The organism is Thauera butanivorans NBRC 103042, assembly GCF_001591165.1.
Taxonomy (GTDB): Bacteria; Pseudomonadota; Gammaproteobacteria; order Burkholderiales; family Rhodocyclaceae; genus Thauera; species Thauera butanivorans.
In genome coordinates this window covers 1-18,964 of sequence record NZ_BCUG01000001.1, presented here as the reverse complement: position 1 = coordinate 18,964, position 18,964 = coordinate 1, and the positions used below count along the sequence as shown (strand labels likewise).

Below are 18,964 nucleotides of genomic sequence, written 5' to 3'. Positions count from 1 at the left end.
ACCGCCGCAATCGTCCTCGCCACCCAGGACGGCCTGCCGCTGGTGGCGCGTCCCTATGCGGCGCTGGCCGAGCAGCTCGGCTGCGACGAGGAAACGCTGCGCGCGCGCTTGGCGCGCATGCTGGAAAGCGGCCGCATCCGCCGCATCGGCGCGGTGCCCAACCATTACGCCATCGGCTATACCGCCAACGGCATGAGTGTGTGGGACATCGACGACGCGCTGATCGACGCCGTCGGCGAGCGCATCGGCGCGCTGGAATTCGTCACCCACTGCTACCGCCGCCCGCGCCACCTGCCGGACTGGCCCTACAACCTGTTCGCGATGGTGCACGCCGCTTCGCGCGACGCCGCGCTGGCGCGCGTGGCCGAAATCGCCGCCTTGCTCGAACGCGAGTTCCGCGGTGCCTGCCGGGGGCGCGACGTGCTGTTCTCGGCAGGGATTCTCAAGAAGACCGGGCTCAGGATCGGCGGTTGAGCGAAGGCGGGAGGCAGCTCGATGCGCCGTGGCGCATGGCTGCCCGCCGCTGCGTTCCGCTCCGGCGCTATCCGGCCGTTCCTTTCATGATGTGGCCGACAAGCGCAGCGTGACGCGCTCAACCGTCTTGCCGAACAGGTGGTAGCCCGATCCGCCTTCGGCAAGGCGTTCGAGCAGTTCGTCCGTTTCGAGCACCCGCGTGCCGCCGAGCACGGTGACGCCGCGGCGGGCGAAGGGTCCGGCGATCAGCGTGGCGGTGGGCCCGATCACCGCCGCTTCCGCTCCCGGCCGCAGCAGCCGCAGCAGGCTGTCGAGGGTGTCGTTGGTCAGTGTCGTGCCGGTGGTGATGAAGACGTCGGCCTGTGGCACGATTTCCGGCGCGCGGTCGGCCGGGGCGTAGAACGGCAGTTCTTCGGGTTTGAGCGTTTCCGGCGCCAGTTCCAGCACGTGGAAGGGCTGGCCGCGGCGGCGCAGTTCGCGCATGTAGGGCGGGAAGGCGCCGACCAGGGCCACGCGCTGGCCGGGCAGGATGCTCAGCGCGTCGAAGGCGTCGCCCTCGCGCAGTTCGGCGCAGGCCGGCCCGCCGTCGCGCAGCCACAGCGTCTCGGCCAGGGCGTTGAGCGTGGCGATGGCCAGTGTACGGCGCAGGTCCTGCGGCCGGTACAGGTCTTCGAGCACCTGGACCGCCAGGCGGCCGGCGAGCTTGCCCGGCGTCGGCATGGCCTTGGCGGAGCTGGGGCAGCATACCGCTTCGGGCACGCCCTTGATCGGCGTCGCGCACAGGCCGCCGGCGCCGTTGGAGAGCTTCACGCCGGTGAAGAAGATGCCGAGCACAGCGCGCTCGATGGCCAGCCGGCCGGCCTCGTCGCCGAGCCGTTCGAGCACGGTGGCGTGCAGTTCGGCGAGCAGGGTGTCGGGCCGCCTGGCGCCGGGTACCGGCTTCAGCGTGCCGACGGTGGATGTGCCGTTCATGTGCTTTCTCCTCAGCGTTCCGGGCATTGGGCGAAATGTAGCTTGGTGACGCCGTAGTCGCTCTCCAGGTCGGCGCGCTCGGCGCCGCTCAGGCCGGCGCTTTCGAGGCGCGCGCAAAAGCCTTCGACGTGGCACAGCGGGTGGCTGTCGGTCAGTACCGCCTTGTCAAGTTCGCGCAGGCCGCCGGGCGCGGTCTCGCAGGCTTCGAGGCAGAACCAGTGGGCGAGCACCAGTTCGCCGCCGGGGGCCAGGCTGGCGGCCAGTGCCGCCAGCGCGTCGGACATCGCGCGCCGTACCGGATAGAGGGCGTGGAACACGACGACCTGATCGAACACGTCCGTCGGCAGTTCGAACGGCGAGCCGGTGACGATGCGGCAGCGGCCGCCGGACGGGCAGGCGCCGAGGGTCTGGCGCGTGCGCGCAAGTGTGGAGGGGGTGACGGCAACGGTGATGTCGGCGTCCGGGAAGTGTCCGGCCAGGGCCGCGGCGAGAAGGCCGTCGCTGCCATCGATGCACAGCAGGCGGCCCGGTGGCGTCGTGCCGCGGCGTGCCGCCAGGTGGCGGGCGAGGCGGCAGGCGTCGCCGAGGAGGGGGTGCTGTGCCGGCGGCAGCAGCGATGCCGCCTCCGGCAGCCAGGCGTCGGACAGGAAGCGGGTGAGGTCGGACCAGCCATTGGCGGGGGCGAGCAGGTCGTCGATCGCCTGCGCCTGGCACCACGGGCTGCTGGCGCACAGCACGGCCTCCATGCCTGGCGCCAGCGTGTAGCGGTGCTCGCGGCGGGCCAGCAGGCCGAGGTCTTCCAGCGCCTGCAGAAAGCCGCCCAGGTGGGCGCCGCGCAGCCCGGTGGCGGCGGCGATCGCGGATTTTTCCGCTGGCCCGTTGTCGCCGAGCCAGTCGAACAGGCCGCTGGCGAAGCCCGCGCGCAGGATCTGGAAAGTCTTGAAGCCGTCGGCGATGCCGCGCAGCGCGGCGGCCGCGGGCGGGGGCGCCGGATTGGCGGGGTCGATCTTGTCGATGATGGTATCCATCTCATTCTCCTGCGTTTGAAAACGGGGTAATTGATTGAGCATTTCCACGCCTTTCCGCCAGTTGCAGGCGCGTCGGTCCAAATGCCGTCATGGCCGATGTCGTCGTCACGAGACTGAATCCTTTTTCGTCGAACAGCCTGTCGAATTCCTCTTCCCGACACAGTGGATGGCTGAAACTCTGGAGTGCTTTCGACAATCCCTGCACGGCGCTTTCTCCGGTTGCACATCCTGGAGCACAGAACCAGTGATTGCTCACGAAAAGACCGCGAGGGTTCAGACTGGCTCGCACTGTTTCGAAGATGGGGGCGAGATTCTTGCGGAATTTGTACAGCAGGTGGGAAATGAGCACGATGTCGTAGCCGGAACCGATTGAGTCACTGCAAATGTCTCCTGTGACGGCGGTGATCCGATCCGTGAGCCCATGCTCGGCGATGTAGTGCGTCGCGCTATCGACAACACTTGCCTGATCGAGCACGATGCCTTTCAGGAGCGGATTGGCCTGGCATAAGGCGATGGTGTAGAGGCCGTGCCCGCCGCCCACGTCGAGGATGCGTCGGGCATCCCTGAACCCCCGCCAGCCCGAGATGGCTCGGGTCACGGCTTGCAGTTCCCCACGCAAGGCCCGCTGGCCGAGCGCGGAAATGAAGGTGGTGTTGGGGCCGGTGGAGCTGCTTCCCTTGCCCTGCGCAGGCTCATTGCGGGTCAGCGCTGCGCTCAAGTTGCTCCAGGATGAATGCCTGATGACGTTGCGGACTACGTCACCTTGATAGAACGGATTTCCGCGCAAGAGAAAATCCGTCGCAGCCCTGGCGTTGCAATACAGCTCGCCGTCCAGGGTGATCAGACCGGCCTCGACCAGGACATTGAGAAAATCATGGGAGAACACTCCGTTGATGCCGATTCCTTCGGCAATCTCGTTCCGGTTGCCTGGACCCTTCCTGTTCAGGAACTCGAACAGACCCAGGTCCAGCGCGGCGAGCAAGACCTGATAGCGTTGATGGCTTTCCAGAATGTCGTCGATCGTGCCGATTCCTTCCGGGCAGCGCAGGTTCATGAGCGATTGCGGAATGTTCGTCATTTTCGTATTTCAGTCATGTGTAGATGAATCCCCTGGCGACGGAATGGCTGTCCCGCGCGCATTCACCGCACTGCACGCTGGAAAAAAAGCTGGTATTCGTCGTCTGGGAGCGCATAGCCGTAAAATCTTTCGAAAAACAGCTTGGTCTCCTGTTCCAGGTTCACATCCTTCAACTGCTCAGGATAAAGAAGCTTGCTCAACCAGAGAATGCCGAGAATGGCTTCTGGCGACGGCCTGTCCCACCAGAAGCCGCCGATGGGCACGGCATGGATCTGTCCGCTGACGACGGCCCTGAGCTGGCGGTAGGCAGCTTTTGTCCTGATCGATGCTGCCGATGTGCGGCTGCCTTCATTGCCGGATGAAACGATGACGTCCGGATTCCAGATGTGGATCTGCTCCGCCGATATGGGGCCCTTGGCATCGAGATCGTGGGCGACATTGATGCCACCGGCGGCCGAGATGAAAGCATCTCCCCATCCCAGGCGATTGTCCGTTCCGCCCGAACTGCCGAGGTAGAGAACCTGCTTTGGTGTTGCGGTGCCGGCGATTTTTTCCTGGATCATGGCCAGGCGTTCGCGCCAGTGCGAGACAAGGTCGTGGGCCTTGCTTTCCTCGCCCAACAGCGTGCCGACGTGCTCGAACTCCTCCAGAATCGTTCGGATATCCTGCCTTCCCGTTCCGAGGGCGAACACAGGGATGCCGAGTGCCCTGATCTTGTCGTTGGTCGCAGAGGAGAAGAAGCTGGCGAATACCATGTCCGGCTGTGCCGCCAGCAGGGATTCGAGATTGACATTGTCGAAGCTGCCCACGTCCGGCAAGGCACCGAGCCCCGGAAACATCCGTACGAATTGCGGGAACCTTTCCACGCCGGGCTGGGCGACGATCTTGCCGCCGCCCTTGAACAGGGCGATTTCCTGCACCGCACCGCCGTAACAGGTGATGACGATGCGCTCGATTCTCGCCGGAATGCAGACAGACCGGCCTGTTGCGTCCGGCACGCTGCGCTGACACTGGCTGGCATCGAGCGGCCCGAAGGCCAGTGCCAGTGTCAGCGCAAACCCGATGGCAAATGCAGTGCGGCCCATCTCAGTACTGGTACTGAGCCGATGCGAATACGCTTCGCGTCGCGCCGACCAGATAGGTCGGTGCGCCCTGATTCGTATTGACATCGGAAGTGGAGATCGTCGAGATGTATTTCTTGTCAAAGAGATTCATCGCGCTCAGCGAAAACTGCAGCTTGTGCGGGCCCATGACGACACCCTTCGTGACGGACAGATCCGCAAGCCAGGTGGCATCGACGCTGTACTGATTCAACACATCCGCGTAGCGCTTGCCGAGATAGCGCACGACGGGCGCGATGCGATAGCCGTTCAGATCGTAGACGGCAGAAACGCTGCCGTAGAACTTGGGCCGGTCAGGGAGTTGTTTGCCCTTGGCGGCAACCACCGTGTTGACGCCGGTCTGGACGTCGGACGTGAAGGACGTGTCGCTGTAGCTGAGCGCCAGGTTGAGATTCAGCTTGTTGGAGGCCTGGTAACTCGAACCGAACTCCAGGCCATAAGAACGCGCCTCACCCGAGTTCTGGGTGTAGGACAGTTGTACCGTCGGATCGTAGATGCTGGTGCCGACGTATTTTAGCCGCTTGTAGTAGAGCGAGGAGGTGAGCGCAAGCCGGTCAGACGAATAGTGGTAGTCGAGATCGAAATCGTCGGACTCCATGGGGCGGATGCGCTTCGCCCACAGGTTCTGGAGCCTTTGCTCGGCTACGGCGGGTGCCAAGCCGCTGGCTACCGTGAAAGTCCTGAAATAGTTCATGGCGCTGCTGGCCCAGCCGAACTCCGGCCAGTCGAAATTTCTTCCGTAGCTGGCCTTGATCGAGGAAGTCTCGTTTACGTGGTGCGTGGCGCCGATGCTCGGCAGCCATATCTCGTGGGTGTTGGACGGCAAGGTGAACAACACGCCGCTGGCCTGTTTCCTGGCCTGCTCGTAACTGACGTCGCTGATGCCCATGGTATCGTAGCTGACGAACTTGGCCGAGGCGATGCTCATATGTTTCAGGCCGGTGTCTATGACCGTCCTGTCGAGGGTTTTCGAGAACGCTACGTAGGGCGCACGGTAGTTGTACCGCTTCCCGACCCCGTAGAGATTTGCCCAGCCGACGAAGTTCAGATTGGTGTCGCGGGCTTTTCGGGCGGTGGGTGGCCCAGGCGGTTCATGCTCTCCATGCCAGTAACCGACGTTGAGGCGGGCGTCCTGCCATTTTTTCTCGTATTCCAGTACGGCGCCGAAGGTATCGCGGTCGAGCAGCGATTCGACGATCACGTTCTGCCTTGGTACGAGGTCGACCAGCGTCTGGCTGCTTCCTGCCCAGGCATTGCCCTTGTCGTTCGTGAAGTAGGGCCTGAAAGTCAGGGTGGCGTCCTGACCGAAGGGAATCTTCAGTTTTCCGAGGATCGTAGTGGTTCGATAATCCTCCCGGTTGTAGGCGTAATAATTGATGTCCTGTGCCGCGACACCAGTCCGGCTGCGGTTGAAATCCTGCTTCCAGTTGCTGCCGAGATGGGTGCTCTGTGCGTAGCTGAGTCCTTTGTAGGCGTCTCGCTCCTCGTCGTTGTAGACGCCGAAAATTTCCCACTCCACGCCTTGCGGCGAGCCGCCGGTGATGCCGAAAGAGAAATTCTCCCGGTCGAGGCCCTTGCCGAAACCCTTGAACTTGTCAGTATCGGCCAGGGATGCCGAAAAGAAGGCCCGGATGCCGCCGCCGAGTGCTCCGGTATCGAGCCGGACGAAAGTCTTGCTGAAGTCGTGCGAGCCGACCACCTGTTTGGCGGTAGCCGAGGATTTTTCGGTCGGGCGCATGAATTTCATGTCGATCAGGTTGCCGAAGCCGAAGCTCCCGTTTGCCGGAACGGCGCCCTTCTCGACCGTGATCGTCTCAATGTTCTCCATATCGACCAGATCCTGGATCGGCTGACCGATGCCGATGCCCTTGAACGGCAGTCCTTCCAGAATCAAGGCGTGGCCCCGGCTCGATCTGCCGCGAATCTTGTAGTTGGCGGTCGTCCCCGTCGGATCGTTGTGACGGACGTCCACCCCTGGCTCCAGGGAAATCGCCTGGTAGGCGTTGGTCATGCCGAAGTTGTTGAAGGTCTGGATTTTTTCGCGTGTCACCACCTCACGTGAGCCGACGCTGGATCTCTCCTGGAGCGCTTCCGCCCTGACCGTGACCGCCTCCAGGGTTTGATCTGCTTCTTCTGCTTGGGCGAAGACAGGTAGCAGGCAGGCCACCAGCACCGAGAGTCTCGGGAAGGTCTTGGCGGGTGGTCGGTGACCTTGGTGTCGTTGTCGAGCCGCTCGGGTTGGCGACGATGCCGTGTGTCCGATTGCTGCTTGGGCGTTCATCAAAAGCTCCTTCACTGGGATGTACGGGGATGGAGACGGAGGACAGACCCTGTTCCGCGTAATGGCGGGGAGCAGGGGTATCGAACCGCTCGCTGCTTTCGTACGGCCGCAACGCGCGCATGGAACGTTGCCTGCACATTGCGACTGCCCGTGGCGGCTTTTTTGCGTGCCGAATCATCGGGCGCTGCCGGCCAGAATCGACCGGGCTTCCTCTCCAGTCAGGCCGTATTTGAAGAAACGCCGGTAGAAACTCCCCATTTCGCCTTCCATGTCGACTCCGGCGAACCTGTCGGGATGGAGCAGCTTGGCGGCCCACAGCACGGTGAGCGGTTGCTCGATGGTCCGCTGTCCCCACGCGTGGGCGCCGATCGGGGTGGCATGGACCCTGCCGTGCCTGACCGCGGCAAGCCGGGCGAAGCGCTCGTCGCGGTGGATGGCGGCCACCTGCTCGGGGGAATTGACGATGAGCACGTCGGGGTTCCACAGCAGGAGCTGTTCATGGGTGTAGTGCGCGCTGCCCTCGCCGGCGAGCGCGGCGGTGACGCTGCGCCCGCCAGCCGCCTCGATCCACCAGTTGGCGATCACCAGCGGCGTGGCCATGGTGCCCGGGTTGAAGTACAGCACCTTGGGTCGGTCGGCCGGCGCGAGGTCCGCCAGCGTTTCGCGGACGCGCTGCAGCGTGGCCTCGAAATAGCGCAGGTAGTCTTCGCTCCGCTGCACGCGGTCGAGCGCGCAGCCCAGCAGCGCCATGCTCGCCTCGATGTCCTGGGCGTGCCGCCATTCGATGACGATCACCGGAATCCGCGCTGTCTCCAGCGCCCGCGCGCTGGGCGTGTCCATCGTGATGACGAGGTCCGGGGCGAGGCCGAGCAGGGTTTCGAGATTGACTCCGTTGCCCGCCTGGCCCTGCAGCACGGGGCGCTCGGCGAGCCCGGGCGCGATCTCGCCCTGCAGCCGCCAGCGCGCGGTCTGTGTGAAGCGCGGCGGCAGGCCGTTCACGATCCGGTCTCCGGCGCCGAGAGCGAACAGATAGCCGTTGATCACGGGCACCGAGCCGATGGTGGCGATGCGTTCTATCGTCGGCGGCAGGACCACGGTCCGCCCCGCCATGTCGACGATCTGCCGTGTCTGTCCGGCGCCGGCACTGCAGCCCGCGGGCTCGCTCGCCGACGCCGCGCCGGGGCCGGCGCCCCACAGGCAGGCCGCCAGTGCCAGGCTGCATAGCGCTGCCTTCCGTCCGATCCTCATGCTTGGCTCCCGTCCGTGGCGGCGGCCCCGCGAGTGCGGTGTGCCGCCGCCATGCCTCGCTCAGAAGTTGTAGATCAGCGTGGCGTGGATGTTGCGCCCCGGGTAGGCATAGGCATCCTCCGGGACACGGCCGAGATAGGAGTAGGTCTTGTCGAACAGGTTGTTGATGTCCATCTTCAGATCGACGCTGTTGGACGGCCCGCTTTCCCACAGGCGCTTGCGCACGCTCAGGTTGGCCACGGTGAACTTGCCGAAGCCGACCAGCGGGCCGTCGCCGACGTTGGCGCGGCCGCCGTACTGCTTGCCGTAGTAGTTGAAGTTGAGGTTGCCGGAGAGCTTCGCCGCCGCATGGCCGAAGCCGAAGCCGTAGCCGACGGCGGTGTCCGGCATCCGTGTGATCGGCCACCACTTGCCCTGCAGCCCGGGGCCGCCCTCGTCGATGACTTCCTTCTTACGCGTCATGTGGATGGCGTTGATGTACGGGCGCAGCTCCAGCCCGCCCAGCCCCGGAATGTCGCGCAGGTTCGTGCTGGCCTGCAGCTCGATGCCTTCCTGGATGCGCCGGTCCACGTTCATCATCACGCGGCCCTGCGCGCCTGAACCGTCTTCGCGGACGCCGGGATAGATGTAGATGTTGTCCTTGACCTCGTAATAGAAGTAGGTGGCAGACAGCCGCCAGCGCTCGCGCGCGATGTCGAAGCCGACTTCGAAGGCGTCGGTGAATTCGGGCTTCAGCCGCGGGTCGCCGGGTGCGCCGTAGTCTTCATAGAAGCTGCTGGCGAAGAGCTGACGCCCGGACGGCGCGCGCCAGCCCTGGGTGTAGTTGGCCCGCAGCTTGAGCCAGTCGGCCGGCAGGTAGCTGATACCGAAAGTCGGCGACACATGGTCGAAGCTGCGGCTGGTGGGCAACTGGCTGCGGTCGGTGATGCCCCGGCTGGTGAAATAGGGAACGCGGTCGTAGTGCTCGTCGCCCACCGACAGGTCCTTGGCCCGCGCGTGCTCGTAGCGCAGGCCGCCGGACAGGTTCAGGCGTCCGTCGTCGAGCTTGAGCGTGCCCACCAGGAAGGCGCCCCACAGCGTGGTGGAACTGGTCGAGTGCATCGGAAAGCCCAGGCCCGCCCATTGGGGATCGCGCCCGCCCGGCTGCAGGAAGGCGCCGCGGGCGGTGGAAGAGTTGTCGAGCTCGTACTTGATGTAGTCGAGGCCGCCGGTGAGGTCGAAGCGCTCGGAGGTGTAGGTCATGCTGCCCTGGGCACGCTTCGAGCGTGCTTCCTGCCCCTTGGGGTAGCGCGAGCTGGCCTCGTAGGTTTCGTACAGATCCTTGCCCCAGCCGATGTTGCCGCGCCACGACAGCCGGCCGTTTTCGCTGGCGCCTTCGTAGTTCAGGTGCAGGAGCTGGGTTTCGCGGTCGGTGTAGCTGTTGTCGCGGATTTCGCCTTCCTCGTCGACATAGGACGGCCGGTGGGCCTTGTCGACGGCGTAGTGGTAGCCGTCGATGCCGATGCGGTGGCGTTCGTTGAAGCTGTAGCCGAGGTTGAAGCTCGCGCGCTCGGTGCCGTCGGTGCGGGTGTTGTGCACCCGCTTGCCGTCGCCGTCGCGGTAGTCCCTGCGCACGGTGCCGTGTTCGTAGCCGAAAGCGTAGTCGAAGCCGCCGGACTGGCCATCGATGTCGACGCCGGCGCGCGAGGTGTCGTGGCTGCCGTAGCCCAGCCGCGCGGAGCCGCTGATGCGGTCGGGGCCGCCGCGCCGGGTGACGACGTTGATGATGCCGCCGGGCGAGCCCATGGAATACTTGAACATCTCGGGGCCGCGCAGGATTTCCACCCGCTCCACGTTGTGCAGGGCGATCTGGCGGGTATTGGCGACGCCGGAGCGCCGGCCGTCGATGAGGATCAGGAGCTTGCCGTTGGCCTCGGTCATCAGGTGCTCGGTCTGGAAGCCGCGCAGCAAGGTGGTGTTCTCGCCATGGTCGGTCGGTGTGGCCTCGACGGTGATGCCCTGTTCGATCAGCAGTTCGCTCAGGTTCTCGGCGGAGGAATGCTCGATCGTCTCCTTGCCGATCAGGAAGGCGCTGGTGGCCCGCTCGCGCTCGTGTTCGGTGAATACGCCCGAATCCACCACCACCGGTGGCAGGACCGGAGTGCTGCCGGACTGGGCCAGCGTCATCGTGGGCAGCAACAGCAGGACTGAAACCGCCGGTATGCGACAGGACATCATCTTCTCCCTTGGTCATTTCGTGCAGGAAAACCGGATGCGGGGCGCCGCTTCATGGCCGGCACTCCCTGGCAACGGGCCGGAAGGCGATGCCGCGGCCGTCGGCGCCGCGCATCAGCGCCACGCGGACGCCGTACAGGCGATGGATGGCGTCGGGCGTCAGCACCTCGCCGGCAGGGCCGTCGGCGGCGATGCGGCCTTCGCTCAGCAGCGCCACGCGCTGGCAGCCGCTGAGCGGCTGGTTCGGGTCGTGGGTGGTCATCAGCACGCCGTAGCCTTCCGCGGCGAGCCCTTCCAGGCGGTCGAGGAGCCGCAGCTGGTTGCCGTAGTCGAGCCCGGCGAGCGGCTCGTCCATCACCAGCAGGCGGGCTTCCTGCGCCAGCGCGCGCACGATCAGGGTCAGTTGCCGTTCGCCGCCGGACACCTCGGTGTAGGCGCGTCCGGCCAGGTGGGCGATGCCCATGTGTTCGAGCAGGCGGCGCACGCAGGCGAGGTCGTCCGCACCGGGCGCCTTGAGGATGCCGGTGGCCGGCAGCCGGCCCATCAGCGCGACCTGCTGCACGGTGTAGGGGAAGGGGGCGACATGCACCTGGGGCACGTAGGCGATGAACTGCGCCAACTGGCGGCGGTTCAGTGCCGCAAGCGGCTGGCCGTCGAGCGTCACCGCCCCCTGTGCGGGGCGCTGCAGCCCCAGCATGATCCTGAGCAGCGTGCTCTTGCCCGCGCCGTTGCAGCCCAGCAGGCAGACCAGTTCGCCGGGGGCGAGGGCGAGGCTGGCGCCGGCCAGCACGGGCCGGCCACGGTAGGCGAAGCGGATGTCCCGCGCGGCGAGGATCATGTCCACCCTCGCCGCACGCGGCGCAGCACGATCAGGAACACCGGGATGCCGAGCAGTTCGGTGACGATGCCGATCGGCAGCTCGGTGGTGAACAGGTTGCGGGCCAGGCCGTCCGAGAAGAGCAGGAAGGCGGCCCCCAGGCTTGCCGAGGCCGGCAGCAGCAGCGCATTGCCCGGCCCCACCAGCAGGCGGGCGATGTGCGGCACGATGAGGCCGATCCAGCCGATCATGCCGGCGATGGACACCGTCATCGCCGAGATCAGCGTGGCCGCCGCGATCGTCACCAGGCGCACCGCCGTCACCGGCACGCCGAGCGCCCGCGCCTCGTCGTCGCCCATCGACAGCGCATCCAGCGCGCGGCCCATCAGGCACAGCAGGACGATGCCGGCCAGCATCGGCGCGGCGGCCCAGGCGATGTTGCCGGTGGTGGCCTGGCCCAGGCTCCCCATCAGCCAATAGACGATGGCCGGCAGCTGGCTGTAGGGGTCGGCGACGTATTTCACCATCGTCAGCAGCGATGCGAACAGCGCGCCGCTGAGGATGCCGCCGAGGATCAGCATGATGATCGAGCCGCCGCCGAACAAGTGGGCGATGCCCACGCCGATGCCGACCGCGGCGAGCCCCATGGCGAATGCGCTCGTCTGCACCAGCAGCCAGTTGCCGTCCAGCAGGATGCCGAGCGCAGCCCCCGCAGAGGCGCCTGCCAGCACGCCCAGCAGCCCTGGCGACACCAGCGGGTTGCGGAACAGGGCCTGGTAGGCCGCGCCCGAGACCGACAGCGCGGCGCCGACGAGGATCGCCGCCAGCACGCGCGGCAGGCGGATCTCGACGATCAGGTTGTGCAGCAGCGCGTAGCGTTCCGGCTCCATCGGCGCGAGGCCCGCGGCGGCCAGCAGGAAATGGAGCGTTTCCCAGGCCGGCACCGGATAGCGGCCGATCGACAGCGCGACCAGCGTCGCTGCCAGCGCCAGCAGCGGGGCGACGATCCAGCGCAGGTGGATGCGCGGCAGCGTGGTGGCGATGGCGGAGGCCGGCAGGCCGGCTTCGCTCAGGTGCCGCTGCTGCGATGCGGTGGGCGGACTGCCCGGCTGGGGCGGTGTCATTGCCGGCGCAAGTCGTCGGCAATGCCGGCAAACCAGGCTTCGAGCGCAGGCAGGCTCGGGGGCAGTTCGGTCGCGCTGCCGCCGGTGAACCAGCGCCAGTCGAGCAGGTAGTCATCGTTGACGACGGTCAGCAGCGGCCGGTTCTCGCTCATCAGCGCGAGCATCTCGGCGGCAAAGCCGCTGCCGCTGGCTTCCAGGGCGCCGAAGCGGTTGGCGATGGCGAGGTCGGCGCCATCCTGCAGGGCGCGGCGCAGCGCGACGCTGGCGGCCGCGACGCCGCCAGCGTCCAGGCTGCACGAGGTCGAGCCGCTGCCCAGACGCTGGAACAGCGGAAAGGATGCGCCACTGTCGAGGTCGATGAGCTGGATGTTTTCCTTGCCTCCGCCGCCGCACTGCTGCTGGACGACGCCGCACACTTTCCAGCCGCGCTCGCGCAGGGACGAGGCGAAATCGGCCAGCAGCCGGTCGGTCTCATCGTGATGGGCGTGGACGATGGCCGCGGCGGCAAGAGGGCTTGCCGTGCGCCGCGGGGTGGAAACGCTGGATTCGATCTCTTCGTTCATGGCGGCCCGGCCGAAAAAAGCGGGGCGGACTCGTTCGTGCAGATGCCCGAACGAGTCCGTGGATGACTGAATGTATCGAAATATACAGTTGTATACGACGAATGGAATTTGATTCAGATTAAGGAGTTGGACAAATCTGAGGTGCCCTACGTTTTCCGCCTTCCAACTGACCGTCCTCATGCTGCCATTTCTTGCTGATCCTGTCTCTCGATCCAGTTCTGCAAGAACGTGGTCGGCGACAGATATCCCAAGCTGGAGTGGCGGCGGCTCCGGTTGTAGAACACGGCAATGTATTGGAACAGGTCGCTCGTGGCCTCGTTTCGGGTCGCATAGCTCACACCATGCACCCGCTCATTCTTGAGGCTGTTGAAGAAGCTCTCGGTCGGTGCGTTGTCCCAGCAGTTACCCTTGCGCGACATCGAACCGCGCATGGCGTAAGCGGCCAGGCGGGCCTGGTAAGCCTGGCTGGCGTATTGACTTCCCCTGTCGGAGTGGAACAGCACGCCCGGTCCTGGGCGCCGGCGAAACCATGCCATCGACAGCGCATCGATCACCAAGTCGGTCGTCATCCGTGGTTTGATCGACCAGCCGATCACTTCGCGGTTGAACAGGTCGATCACCACCGCCAGGTACAGCCAGCCCTCGGCGGTGGCGATGTAGGTGATGTCGCCCGTCCATACCCGATTGGGCGCCTGAGGCGCGAACTGGCGCTCGAGCACATTCTCCGCCACCGGCAGGTGATGCCTGGAGTCGGTCGTCGCCTTGTAGCGCCGCCTGTGCCGTGCCCGGATGCCATTCTCGCGCATCAGCCGCTCGATGCGCGGCAAGCCGAGCCGGTAGCCACGCCCACGCAACTCGGCGTGGATGCGTCGTGCCCCGTAGGCCTGCCGGACCTCCTGATGAACCGTACGAATCAGCACCAGGGCCTGCGCATCGGTCAGTCGCTTGCGGTCCGGCGTTCCACCTCCCCGCCAAGCCCGAAAGCCGCTCTGGCTCACCGATAAGGCCTCGCACAGGACAGGCAACGGAAAGGATCTGCGCTGCGTCTCGATCCAGGCATATTTCACAGCAGATCCTTCGCGAAATATGCCGCCGCTTTTTTTGTGATCTCCAGTTCCATCTCGAGCCGCGCGACCTGAGCCCGCAACCGGGACAGCTCCATCTGTTCGGCAGTGATCTGCTTGGCGCCGGCCGGATTCAGCTTGCCCGCCTTCGCCGCCTTGACCCAGTTGCGCAGCGTCTGCTCAACCAACCCCAGTTCCTCGGCAACACGGCCGATGCCGCCGACCTCGTCAGCTCGCTTGACGGCCTGCTCCTTGAACTCAGCCGTGTATTCCTGTTTCGGGATGCGCTTCACGTCGTTCTTCCTCTCGTTGTGTCGATCCTACGACGACTACGTTGGAAGACGAAATTCGTGGGGCAGCTCATCACCCAGTTCGGCCTCGTCCCCGGCGTGAATCCAGTAGGTCACGTCAGTCGGGCTCGGACTCGGACTCGGGCGAGCGCTTCATCCTTGGACTACAGGGCATTTTCTGAAAGCGGTAAAGCGCCATCTTGAGCAGCGGATTAGAGCGCATTCTGGCGAAACTGTACGACATTGCCTTCGGGGTCATGGCCGTCGCAGACACATGAGCCTTGAAATTGCCACTCTCGCTCCGCTGGATTCAGCCCACCACCGAGCGACGGCGCCACCAACCGTGCCCTTGCGATGCTTGGGACGGCAAGCACCAGCTTGATGGCGGTGTTTTCGCGGCGTTGCGGAGGAACGGTGACTTCAAGCGAAGCTGCGATATGCGCGGGAATGGCTACGATCACGAGCTGAAAGCCCGCCGATTCAAGCACGACGTAGCCTGGTTCCGAATGTGCGATGGAAAGGCCGGCAAGCTCTGAGTAAAAGGTGCTGATCCTGGGCACGTCCTTGGCATAGACAACTGCGCCCGCAACAAAGGGAGTTGGCACTACCGTCTCCTTGTGATTTGTGTCCTAACCTGAAATTCAGGGGTGCGAGCGGCGCTTGCGCCGCGAAGCGTCCTTCTCGAATGAAGGTTCGGCCGTATTCGTGAGAAAGGCTTGAATTACCCCGAAATCTTCTGTGCTCAGTGCCGCTTGACTTGATGGTTCCGAAGATTTCCAGACAGGTGTCATGCCGAGTGAAACCGCCGGCTCGATATCGCACTTCAGGTCGTCCCCTACGACGGCAGTCTCCGAGGCCTCTACACCAAGCGACTGCAGACATGCTTCGAAGATGGAAGGGTGCGGCTTTTTGGCACCGAAGCTGCCAGACGTGAAGATCGCGTCGAAGTAGCGTGTGACTCCCATCCCTGCAACCTTGCTTTTCTGGAACTCGTCACGCCCATTAGTGACGAGCGCCAGCTTCAAGCCGGCCGCCTTGCATGCGGCAAGGCACTCGACTACACCCGGATAGGCTTGAGCTTGGCTGCCCAGGTTGGCGTCAAAGTCAGCTAGCAGCGATTGGGCAGCCGACTCTGTCAGGGCAAAGCGATCTTTGAGTTTGGCGAAGACCTCTTTCTTCTCGATCCGCAGATTGTTCAGGTACCCGAATTCGCGATTCCATGAATTCTCATCGACGCCCGCGTTGGAAAGGCCATGATCGATGAACAGGCGAGCGGCCACTGTCCGTAGCGTGGCGGACTTGTCGTGAATGGTGTCGTCGAGATCGAAGATGACAGCGCGAAATCGCATATGCGGCTCGAGGTCTCAGCTCAGCGGCTGCCGAAGAATCCAGCGGTTGAAATCAGACGCGCCCGGCTCTGGTTGAACGATAGGCTATGCGTCGCTGAGCCTTGTCTTCCAATAGCTTGGCTTGCGCCTCGTTGGCGCGACGGCTACGACGTAAATCTCGTTCTCGTTGTGCAAATACACCAAAGAGAACTTGAACGTCCGGTCGATGACGCGGCGCGTCTTGAACTTGTACCGTGGCCACAGTTCCGGGGACTCGGCGGCCTGCGTTTCGGCTTTATGAACCGCCTTGTCGTAGCGTTCTGCGAGCTGAGTGCTGACGCCACAGTAGTAGCCGATCTGGCGCAGAAACTCGTCGCGAGCTTCCGGGTGATACCGGACGGCTCTCACCGGCGGATCAGGCGACGTGCCTCGGCGTGAACATCCTCGGACGCGATGAGTGTGACTGCTCCGGACTCGATCTCGGCGACCCGGTGCTCGATCTCGCGCTCCCAGGCTGCCTCAGCTTCGACATCGGGCTCGCCTTCCAGCGAGTCCAGCAGTTCTTCTGCGAGGCGTGCGCGATCCTCGGCAGGCAGGGTCTTGGCACGGGCGGACAACTCTTTGACCAGGCTAGACATAGCGATCTCCGGCTACGGTATCAACGGAATAGTTTATACAACGGTGGTGTGCTTGGACACGGTTTGTGACGCTTAATGATAGGTGACAGTGGGGACTCTACGCCCGGCTCATGCGCAGTGGATAGAGCGAGTCTATGTCGCTGCAGTCCGGTGTGGTGGTGTCCCCTGGAGCCGATTGTTGGGTTACTAGATTGGCTGATCGCTGACTTCTTTCACGATGTAACGCTTGATTGAACCGGTTGGTGTGATTTTCATTGGCCGCAAACAATGGACGGCCGATCACCGGCGAGATTTCACCTCGCGGCCTGCAACTCGCGTGCAGACTTTGCCAATTCGATCAGTGCAGTCTTTTCCGCTTCGCCAGGCTCGACGCCGGCGGCCCAGGTGAGCTGGATGACAAGGCCGTTCTCGACGAAGCTGGTTTCGGCGCGCGGATTGCCGCTCTTGCAGGCAAACGACAGTTTCGCGTTCTTGTCCAGTTCCGGCACGTCGCGGGTCTGGCAATCTCCGGCGCGCAGCGCATCGGGTGAGAGGCCGCCGCGCGCCTCCATCGCAGAAAGCAGCAATACACGCGATTGCTTGTCCAGCGCCATGCAACTGTTCTCGCCATGCACCTGCACCTCGTATGGCCTGCCGCCGAACAGCTTCTTCAGGCCACCTTCGTCGAACCAGGGGCAGGTGGCCGCCTTGCGCTGCATGTCCGCGTCGTTTGGGCCGCGCAGTGCGAATTGGCCGAGTCTCGAGGCGGCCTGCACGTCGGCTTCCGTCACCGCACGTTGCAGGTTCAGCATGACAGTGATGACCAGGCGGTCCTTCTGTGCGGTGATCGAGGTGGTGCGCGGGCCTTGCGCGCTGCCGTCCTTCGGTTCGTAGCGGAACGCACGATCGCCCAAGGCTTTGACGTCCTTCATTGCGTATTCGCCGGTCAGTCCCTGCCGCATGCCTTCATACACATCATTGGCATCGGCCCTGGACGATTTGAACTGCTGCATGAAGCTGACCGAATTCGGCGGCGAGCGCTTGTCGGACAGGAAGGTGCAGTGGCCGACCGCGCCACCGACCATCGTGTGCCAGGGCGCGAACTCGGCGAAAGCCTCATCGACCTCGGAAGTCGGAAGGAAGCCGCAGTCCTCGGCAGCATGTGCTGTGGTGGCGGCGATGGCGAGAATCAGCGGAAGCAGCGGACGAAAGGGGAAACGGCGCATGGAAGGGGTCCTGCAAAAAATTGATGGAAAATCTTCTGGAACGAATCAGGGCTTGGATTCGAGGTCGTTCATGCTCATGGAGTCCTGGATCATCCGTAGCTGGAGAGCATTGCGCAAGGCTCGCAGCGCGCCCGGAGCGCTCACCCGGCCGGCCGAGAGCCTGATGGCCGGCCACGGAGGGTGCCGCGGCTGATCCCCGCGCCCCGGTCGTGCCGACGAATGATCGAGACCAGCCGGAGCGGTGAGTCGCATGGCTCCGGCACGCGCATGCCGAACAAGATCGATTGGGGAAAGGCAGTCTGTTCTGTCCTTGTCCATCGCGATGCCGACAGTCCAGAAGCGGTTACGCCCAGGCGTGATCAGCAGGAGAAGAAGATGGGTGCATGATCAACGGCTGCTGTCTGCAGAAAACAGTTGACGGGAAGTCCCTTGGGGAAGGGTTAGAGCGCATTTCTACCTGCCTTGGACAACATGACGAACCGTAGTAGACCGTGCAGCGAGCGCGGTGCGCAGGAAGGCAGGGTGAAGATTGACGCTCTCCAGCTCAGCGAATTGAAACCAGCGGAACTCAAGAGCCTTGTCTCCTTCCGTTCCTTTGTGTGAGACGGTCTTGTCTCGAAGCCGCGATTCAGGTCGGAGAGTCGCACGAAAATACAGGCCGACTTCGTGTTGCGGCGTGCCGCCTTGCTCGAAGAAGTTCTCGACGGCAAAGAGAAGTTCTCCGCATTCGAGATGCTCGTTGGTCTCTTCCAGCATCTCCCGCACGACCGCAGCCGCCCCAGGTTCTCCTGGTTCGACTCGACCACCAGGTAGAGCCCAAATCGGATCATTCTCTAGCCGGTGGAGCAGCACATACCCTTCCTCTGCGATCACCGCTGCAGCCCGAAGGTGGAATCTGTGGCCGTCTATGTCGAAGCTAATCATGCGCTCTAACGTCAAAATTCAGCCGCGCCGTCAGGCGTCGGCTGGAATGCAGTGTTGGGCTTGTCCAAGAACTCGCGCCAGAGGGTAAGGCACCGACCGGCCAGTTCCAGCAAGTCGAACGGGCGATCGCTGACATCGGTCAGTACCACAAGGGCCGCATCACGCCCGAACCATCCACGCCCATCCGGCACATAGGTTCGCGCGATGCTCGGTTCTGCATTGGTGGAAGGAGGATCACGTAGTTCTCGATGCTTCGTAAGATTGGCAAGATCTCGACATACCTTCATTTCAACGTTTTCCTTCAAAAATAGCTTCACATGCTTTGCAGGGAAATCTTCCTCAGGCAGCCACTCGTGTAGGTAGTAGCAGTTCTGAAAGAACGCGTACAGGTAGTCCTCAATGTCCAGCACATCTTTTGCCAGTTGCGCTCGTGCATACCAGCGCTCAAGTCGATTAAATTGACCACGATAGCCAGAACTCTTGTGCCAGCTCCGTTCCAGCATTTTGACGACAGGTTGCTTAGCCATGTTTCCGGTGCACAGCCCAACGTTCAAGGTAAGGGGCGCGCCGCTTGCGGCGCGTCCCATTTGACCGA

The 18,964-nt window shown here is 63.9% G+C and carries 19 protein-coding genes; 1 reads left to right on the top strand and 18 read right to left on the bottom strand.

Translation table 11 applies throughout. The annotated features are described in order from the left end of the window. The first annotated feature begins 9 nt into the window (after positions 1-9). Complete coding sequence (gene ahbB, locus TBU01S_RS00095; RefSeq protein ID WP_245650798.1) at positions 10-474, top strand: siroheme decarboxylase subunit beta; 465 nt, start codon at positions 10-12, stop codon at positions 472-474. Positions 475-558: 84 nt separating this feature from the next. Here ahbB and TBU01S_RS00090 read toward each other — a convergent pair whose 3' ends face one another. The 18 genes from TBU01S_RS00090 to TBU01S_RS00005 all read right to left on the bottom strand — a co-directional run. Next, positions 559-1,446: a DUF364 domain-containing protein gene (locus TBU01S_RS00090; RefSeq protein WP_068634608.1), complete on the bottom strand. Its 888-nt coding sequence runs from the start codon at positions 1,444-1,446 to the stop codon at positions 559-561. A gap of 11 nt (positions 1,447-1,457) precedes the next feature. Further along, positions 1,458-2,474, bottom strand: a complete 1,017-nt coding sequence (locus TBU01S_RS00085; RefSeq protein ID WP_068634607.1) for a hypothetical protein — start codon at positions 2,472-2,474, stop codon at positions 1,458-1,460. A 1-nt stretch (position 2,475) separates the two neighbouring features. After that, a complete protein-coding gene (locus TBU01S_RS00080) occupies positions 2,476-3,552 on the bottom strand; it encodes a methyltransferase (RefSeq protein ID WP_068634606.1) in 1,077 nt (358 codons plus the stop codon). A 62-nt stretch (positions 3,553-3,614) separates the two neighbouring features. Further along, complete coding sequence (locus TBU01S_RS00075; RefSeq protein ID WP_068634605.1) at positions 3,615-4,637, bottom strand: ABC transporter substrate-binding protein; 1,023 nt, start codon at positions 4,635-4,637, stop codon at positions 3,615-3,617. 1 nt (position 4,638) lies between these two features. Continuing rightward, complete coding sequence (locus tag TBU01S_RS00070) at positions 4,639-6,954, bottom strand: TonB-dependent receptor (RefSeq protein WP_083953385.1); 2,316 nt, start codon at positions 6,952-6,954, stop codon at positions 4,639-4,641. Between the two features lie 174 nt (positions 6,955-7,128). Continuing rightward, a complete protein-coding gene (locus TBU01S_RS00065) occupies positions 7,129-8,202 on the bottom strand; it encodes an ABC transporter substrate-binding protein (RefSeq protein WP_068634603.1) in 1,074 nt (357 codons plus the stop codon). Between the two features lie 60 nt (positions 8,203-8,262). Beyond that, positions 8,263-10,416, bottom strand: a complete 2,154-nt coding sequence (locus tag TBU01S_RS00060) for a TonB-dependent receptor (RefSeq protein WP_169802942.1) — start codon at positions 10,414-10,416, stop codon at positions 8,263-8,265. A gap of 52 nt (positions 10,417-10,468) precedes the next feature. Further along, a complete protein-coding gene (locus tag TBU01S_RS00055) occupies positions 10,469-11,254 on the bottom strand; it encodes an ABC transporter ATP-binding protein (protein WP_068634601.1) in 786 nt (261 codons plus the stop codon). Then, positions 11,251-12,357 (bottom strand): FecCD family ABC transporter permease, encoded by a 1,107-nt coding sequence (locus TBU01S_RS00050; protein ID WP_083953384.1) that lies wholly within the window; start codon positions 12,355-12,357, stop codon positions 11,251-11,253. Before TBU01S_RS00050 ends, TBU01S_RS00055 begins: the two co-directional genes overlap by 4 nt. Beyond that, positions 12,354-12,920 carry a DUF2478 domain-containing protein gene (locus tag TBU01S_RS00045; RefSeq protein ID WP_068634600.1) on the bottom strand — a complete coding sequence of 189 codons (567 nt, stop codon included), beginning with the start codon at positions 12,918-12,920 and terminating at the stop codon, positions 12,354-12,356. Before TBU01S_RS00045 ends, TBU01S_RS00050 begins: the two co-directional genes overlap by 4 nt. A gap of 176 nt (positions 12,921-13,096) precedes the next feature. Further along, a protein-coding gene (locus tag TBU01S_RS00040; protein ID WP_088178811.1) for an IS3 family transposase occupies positions 13,097-14,277 on the bottom strand; the annotation gives its coding sequence in 2 pieces (ribosomal slippage) (positions 13,097-14,025 and positions 14,025-14,277; 1,182 coding nt in all). Positions 14,278-14,486: 209 nt separating this feature from the next. After that, positions 14,487-14,879 (bottom strand): VOC family protein, encoded by a 393-nt coding sequence (locus TBU01S_RS00030; RefSeq protein WP_068634597.1) that lies wholly within the window; start codon positions 14,877-14,879, stop codon positions 14,487-14,489. 36 nt (positions 14,880-14,915) lie between these two features. After that, positions 14,916-15,623 carry an HAD family hydrolase gene (locus TBU01S_RS00025; RefSeq protein ID WP_068634596.1) on the bottom strand — a complete coding sequence of 236 codons (708 nt, stop codon included), beginning with the start codon at positions 15,621-15,623 and terminating at the stop codon, positions 14,916-14,918. Positions 15,624-15,707: 84 nt separating this feature from the next. After that, a complete protein-coding gene (locus TBU01S_RS00020) occupies positions 15,708-16,010 on the bottom strand; it encodes a type II toxin-antitoxin system RelE/ParE family toxin (protein ID WP_068634595.1) in 303 nt (100 codons plus the stop codon). After that, positions 16,007-16,240, bottom strand: coding sequence for an addiction module protein (locus TBU01S_RS00015; protein WP_068634594.1), 234 nt, complete (start codon positions 16,238-16,240; stop codon positions 16,007-16,009). The genes TBU01S_RS00020 and TBU01S_RS00015 overlap by 4 nt, the downstream gene beginning before the upstream one ends. Before the next feature lie 293 nt (positions 16,241-16,533). After that, on the bottom strand, positions 16,534-17,445 hold the full coding sequence (locus tag TBU01S_RS00010) for a hypothetical protein (RefSeq protein WP_068634593.1): 912 nt from the start codon (positions 17,443-17,445) through the stop codon (positions 16,534-16,536). 453 nt (positions 17,446-17,898) lie between these two features. After that, positions 17,899-18,369 (bottom strand): NUDIX hydrolase, encoded by a 471-nt coding sequence (locus TBU01S_RS22805; RefSeq protein WP_083953382.1) that lies wholly within the window; start codon positions 18,367-18,369, stop codon positions 17,899-17,901. A gap of 11 nt (positions 18,370-18,380) precedes the next feature. Then, a partial coding sequence (locus TBU01S_RS00005; protein ID WP_217999533.1) for a hypothetical protein occupies positions 18,381-18,964 on the bottom strand: 584 nt, incomplete at its 5' end.

Coding starts and splice junctions, on each gene's coding strand:
- TBU01S_RS00075 (WP_068634605.1), bottom strand. CDS start 4,637: ATGGGCCGCACTGCATTTGCCATCGGGTTTGCGCTGACACTGGCACTG.
- TBU01S_RS00080 (WP_068634606.1), bottom strand. CDS start 3,552: ATGACGAACATTCCGCAATCGCTCATGAACCTGCGCTGCCCGGAAGGA.
- TBU01S_RS00060 (WP_169802942.1), bottom strand. CDS start 10,416: ATGTCCTGTCGCATACCGGCGGTTTCAGTCCTGCTGTTGCTGCCCACG.
- TBU01S_RS00025 (WP_068634596.1), bottom strand. CDS start 15,623: ATGCGATTTCGCGCTGTCATCTTCGATCTCGACGACACCATTCACGAC.
- TBU01S_RS22805 (WP_083953382.1), bottom strand. CDS start 18,369: ATGATTAGCTTCGACATAGACGGCCACAGATTCCACCTTCGGGCTGCA.
- TBU01S_RS00070 (WP_083953385.1), bottom strand. CDS start 6,954: ATGAACGCCCAAGCAGCAATCGGACACACGGCATCGTCGCCAACCCGA.
- TBU01S_RS00065 (WP_068634603.1), bottom strand. CDS start 8,202: ATGAGGATCGGACGGAAGGCAGCGCTATGCAGCCTGGCACTGGCGGCC.
- TBU01S_RS00090 (WP_068634608.1), bottom strand. CDS start 1,446: ATGAACGGCACATCCACCGTCGGCACGCTGAAGCCGGTACCCGGCGCC.
- TBU01S_RS00015 (WP_068634594.1), bottom strand. CDS start 16,240: ATGTCTAGCCTGGTCAAAGAGTTGTCCGCCCGTGCCAAGACCCTGCCT.
- TBU01S_RS00050 (WP_083953384.1), bottom strand. CDS start 12,357: ATGACACCGCCCCAGCCGGGCAGTCCGCCCACCGCATCGCAGCAGCGG.
- TBU01S_RS00085 (WP_068634607.1), bottom strand. CDS start 2,474: ATGGATACCATCATCGACAAGATCGACCCCGCCAATCCGGCGCCCCCG.
- TBU01S_RS00045 (WP_068634600.1), bottom strand. CDS start 12,920: ATGAACGAAGAGATCGAATCCAGCGTTTCCACCCCGCGGCGCACGGCA.
- TBU01S_RS00010 (WP_068634593.1), bottom strand. CDS start 17,445: ATGCGCCGTTTCCCCTTTCGTCCGCTGCTTCCGCTGATTCTCGCCATC.
- TBU01S_RS00055 (WP_068634601.1), bottom strand. CDS start 11,254: ATGATCCTCGCCGCGCGGGACATCCGCTTCGCCTACCGTGGCCGGCCC.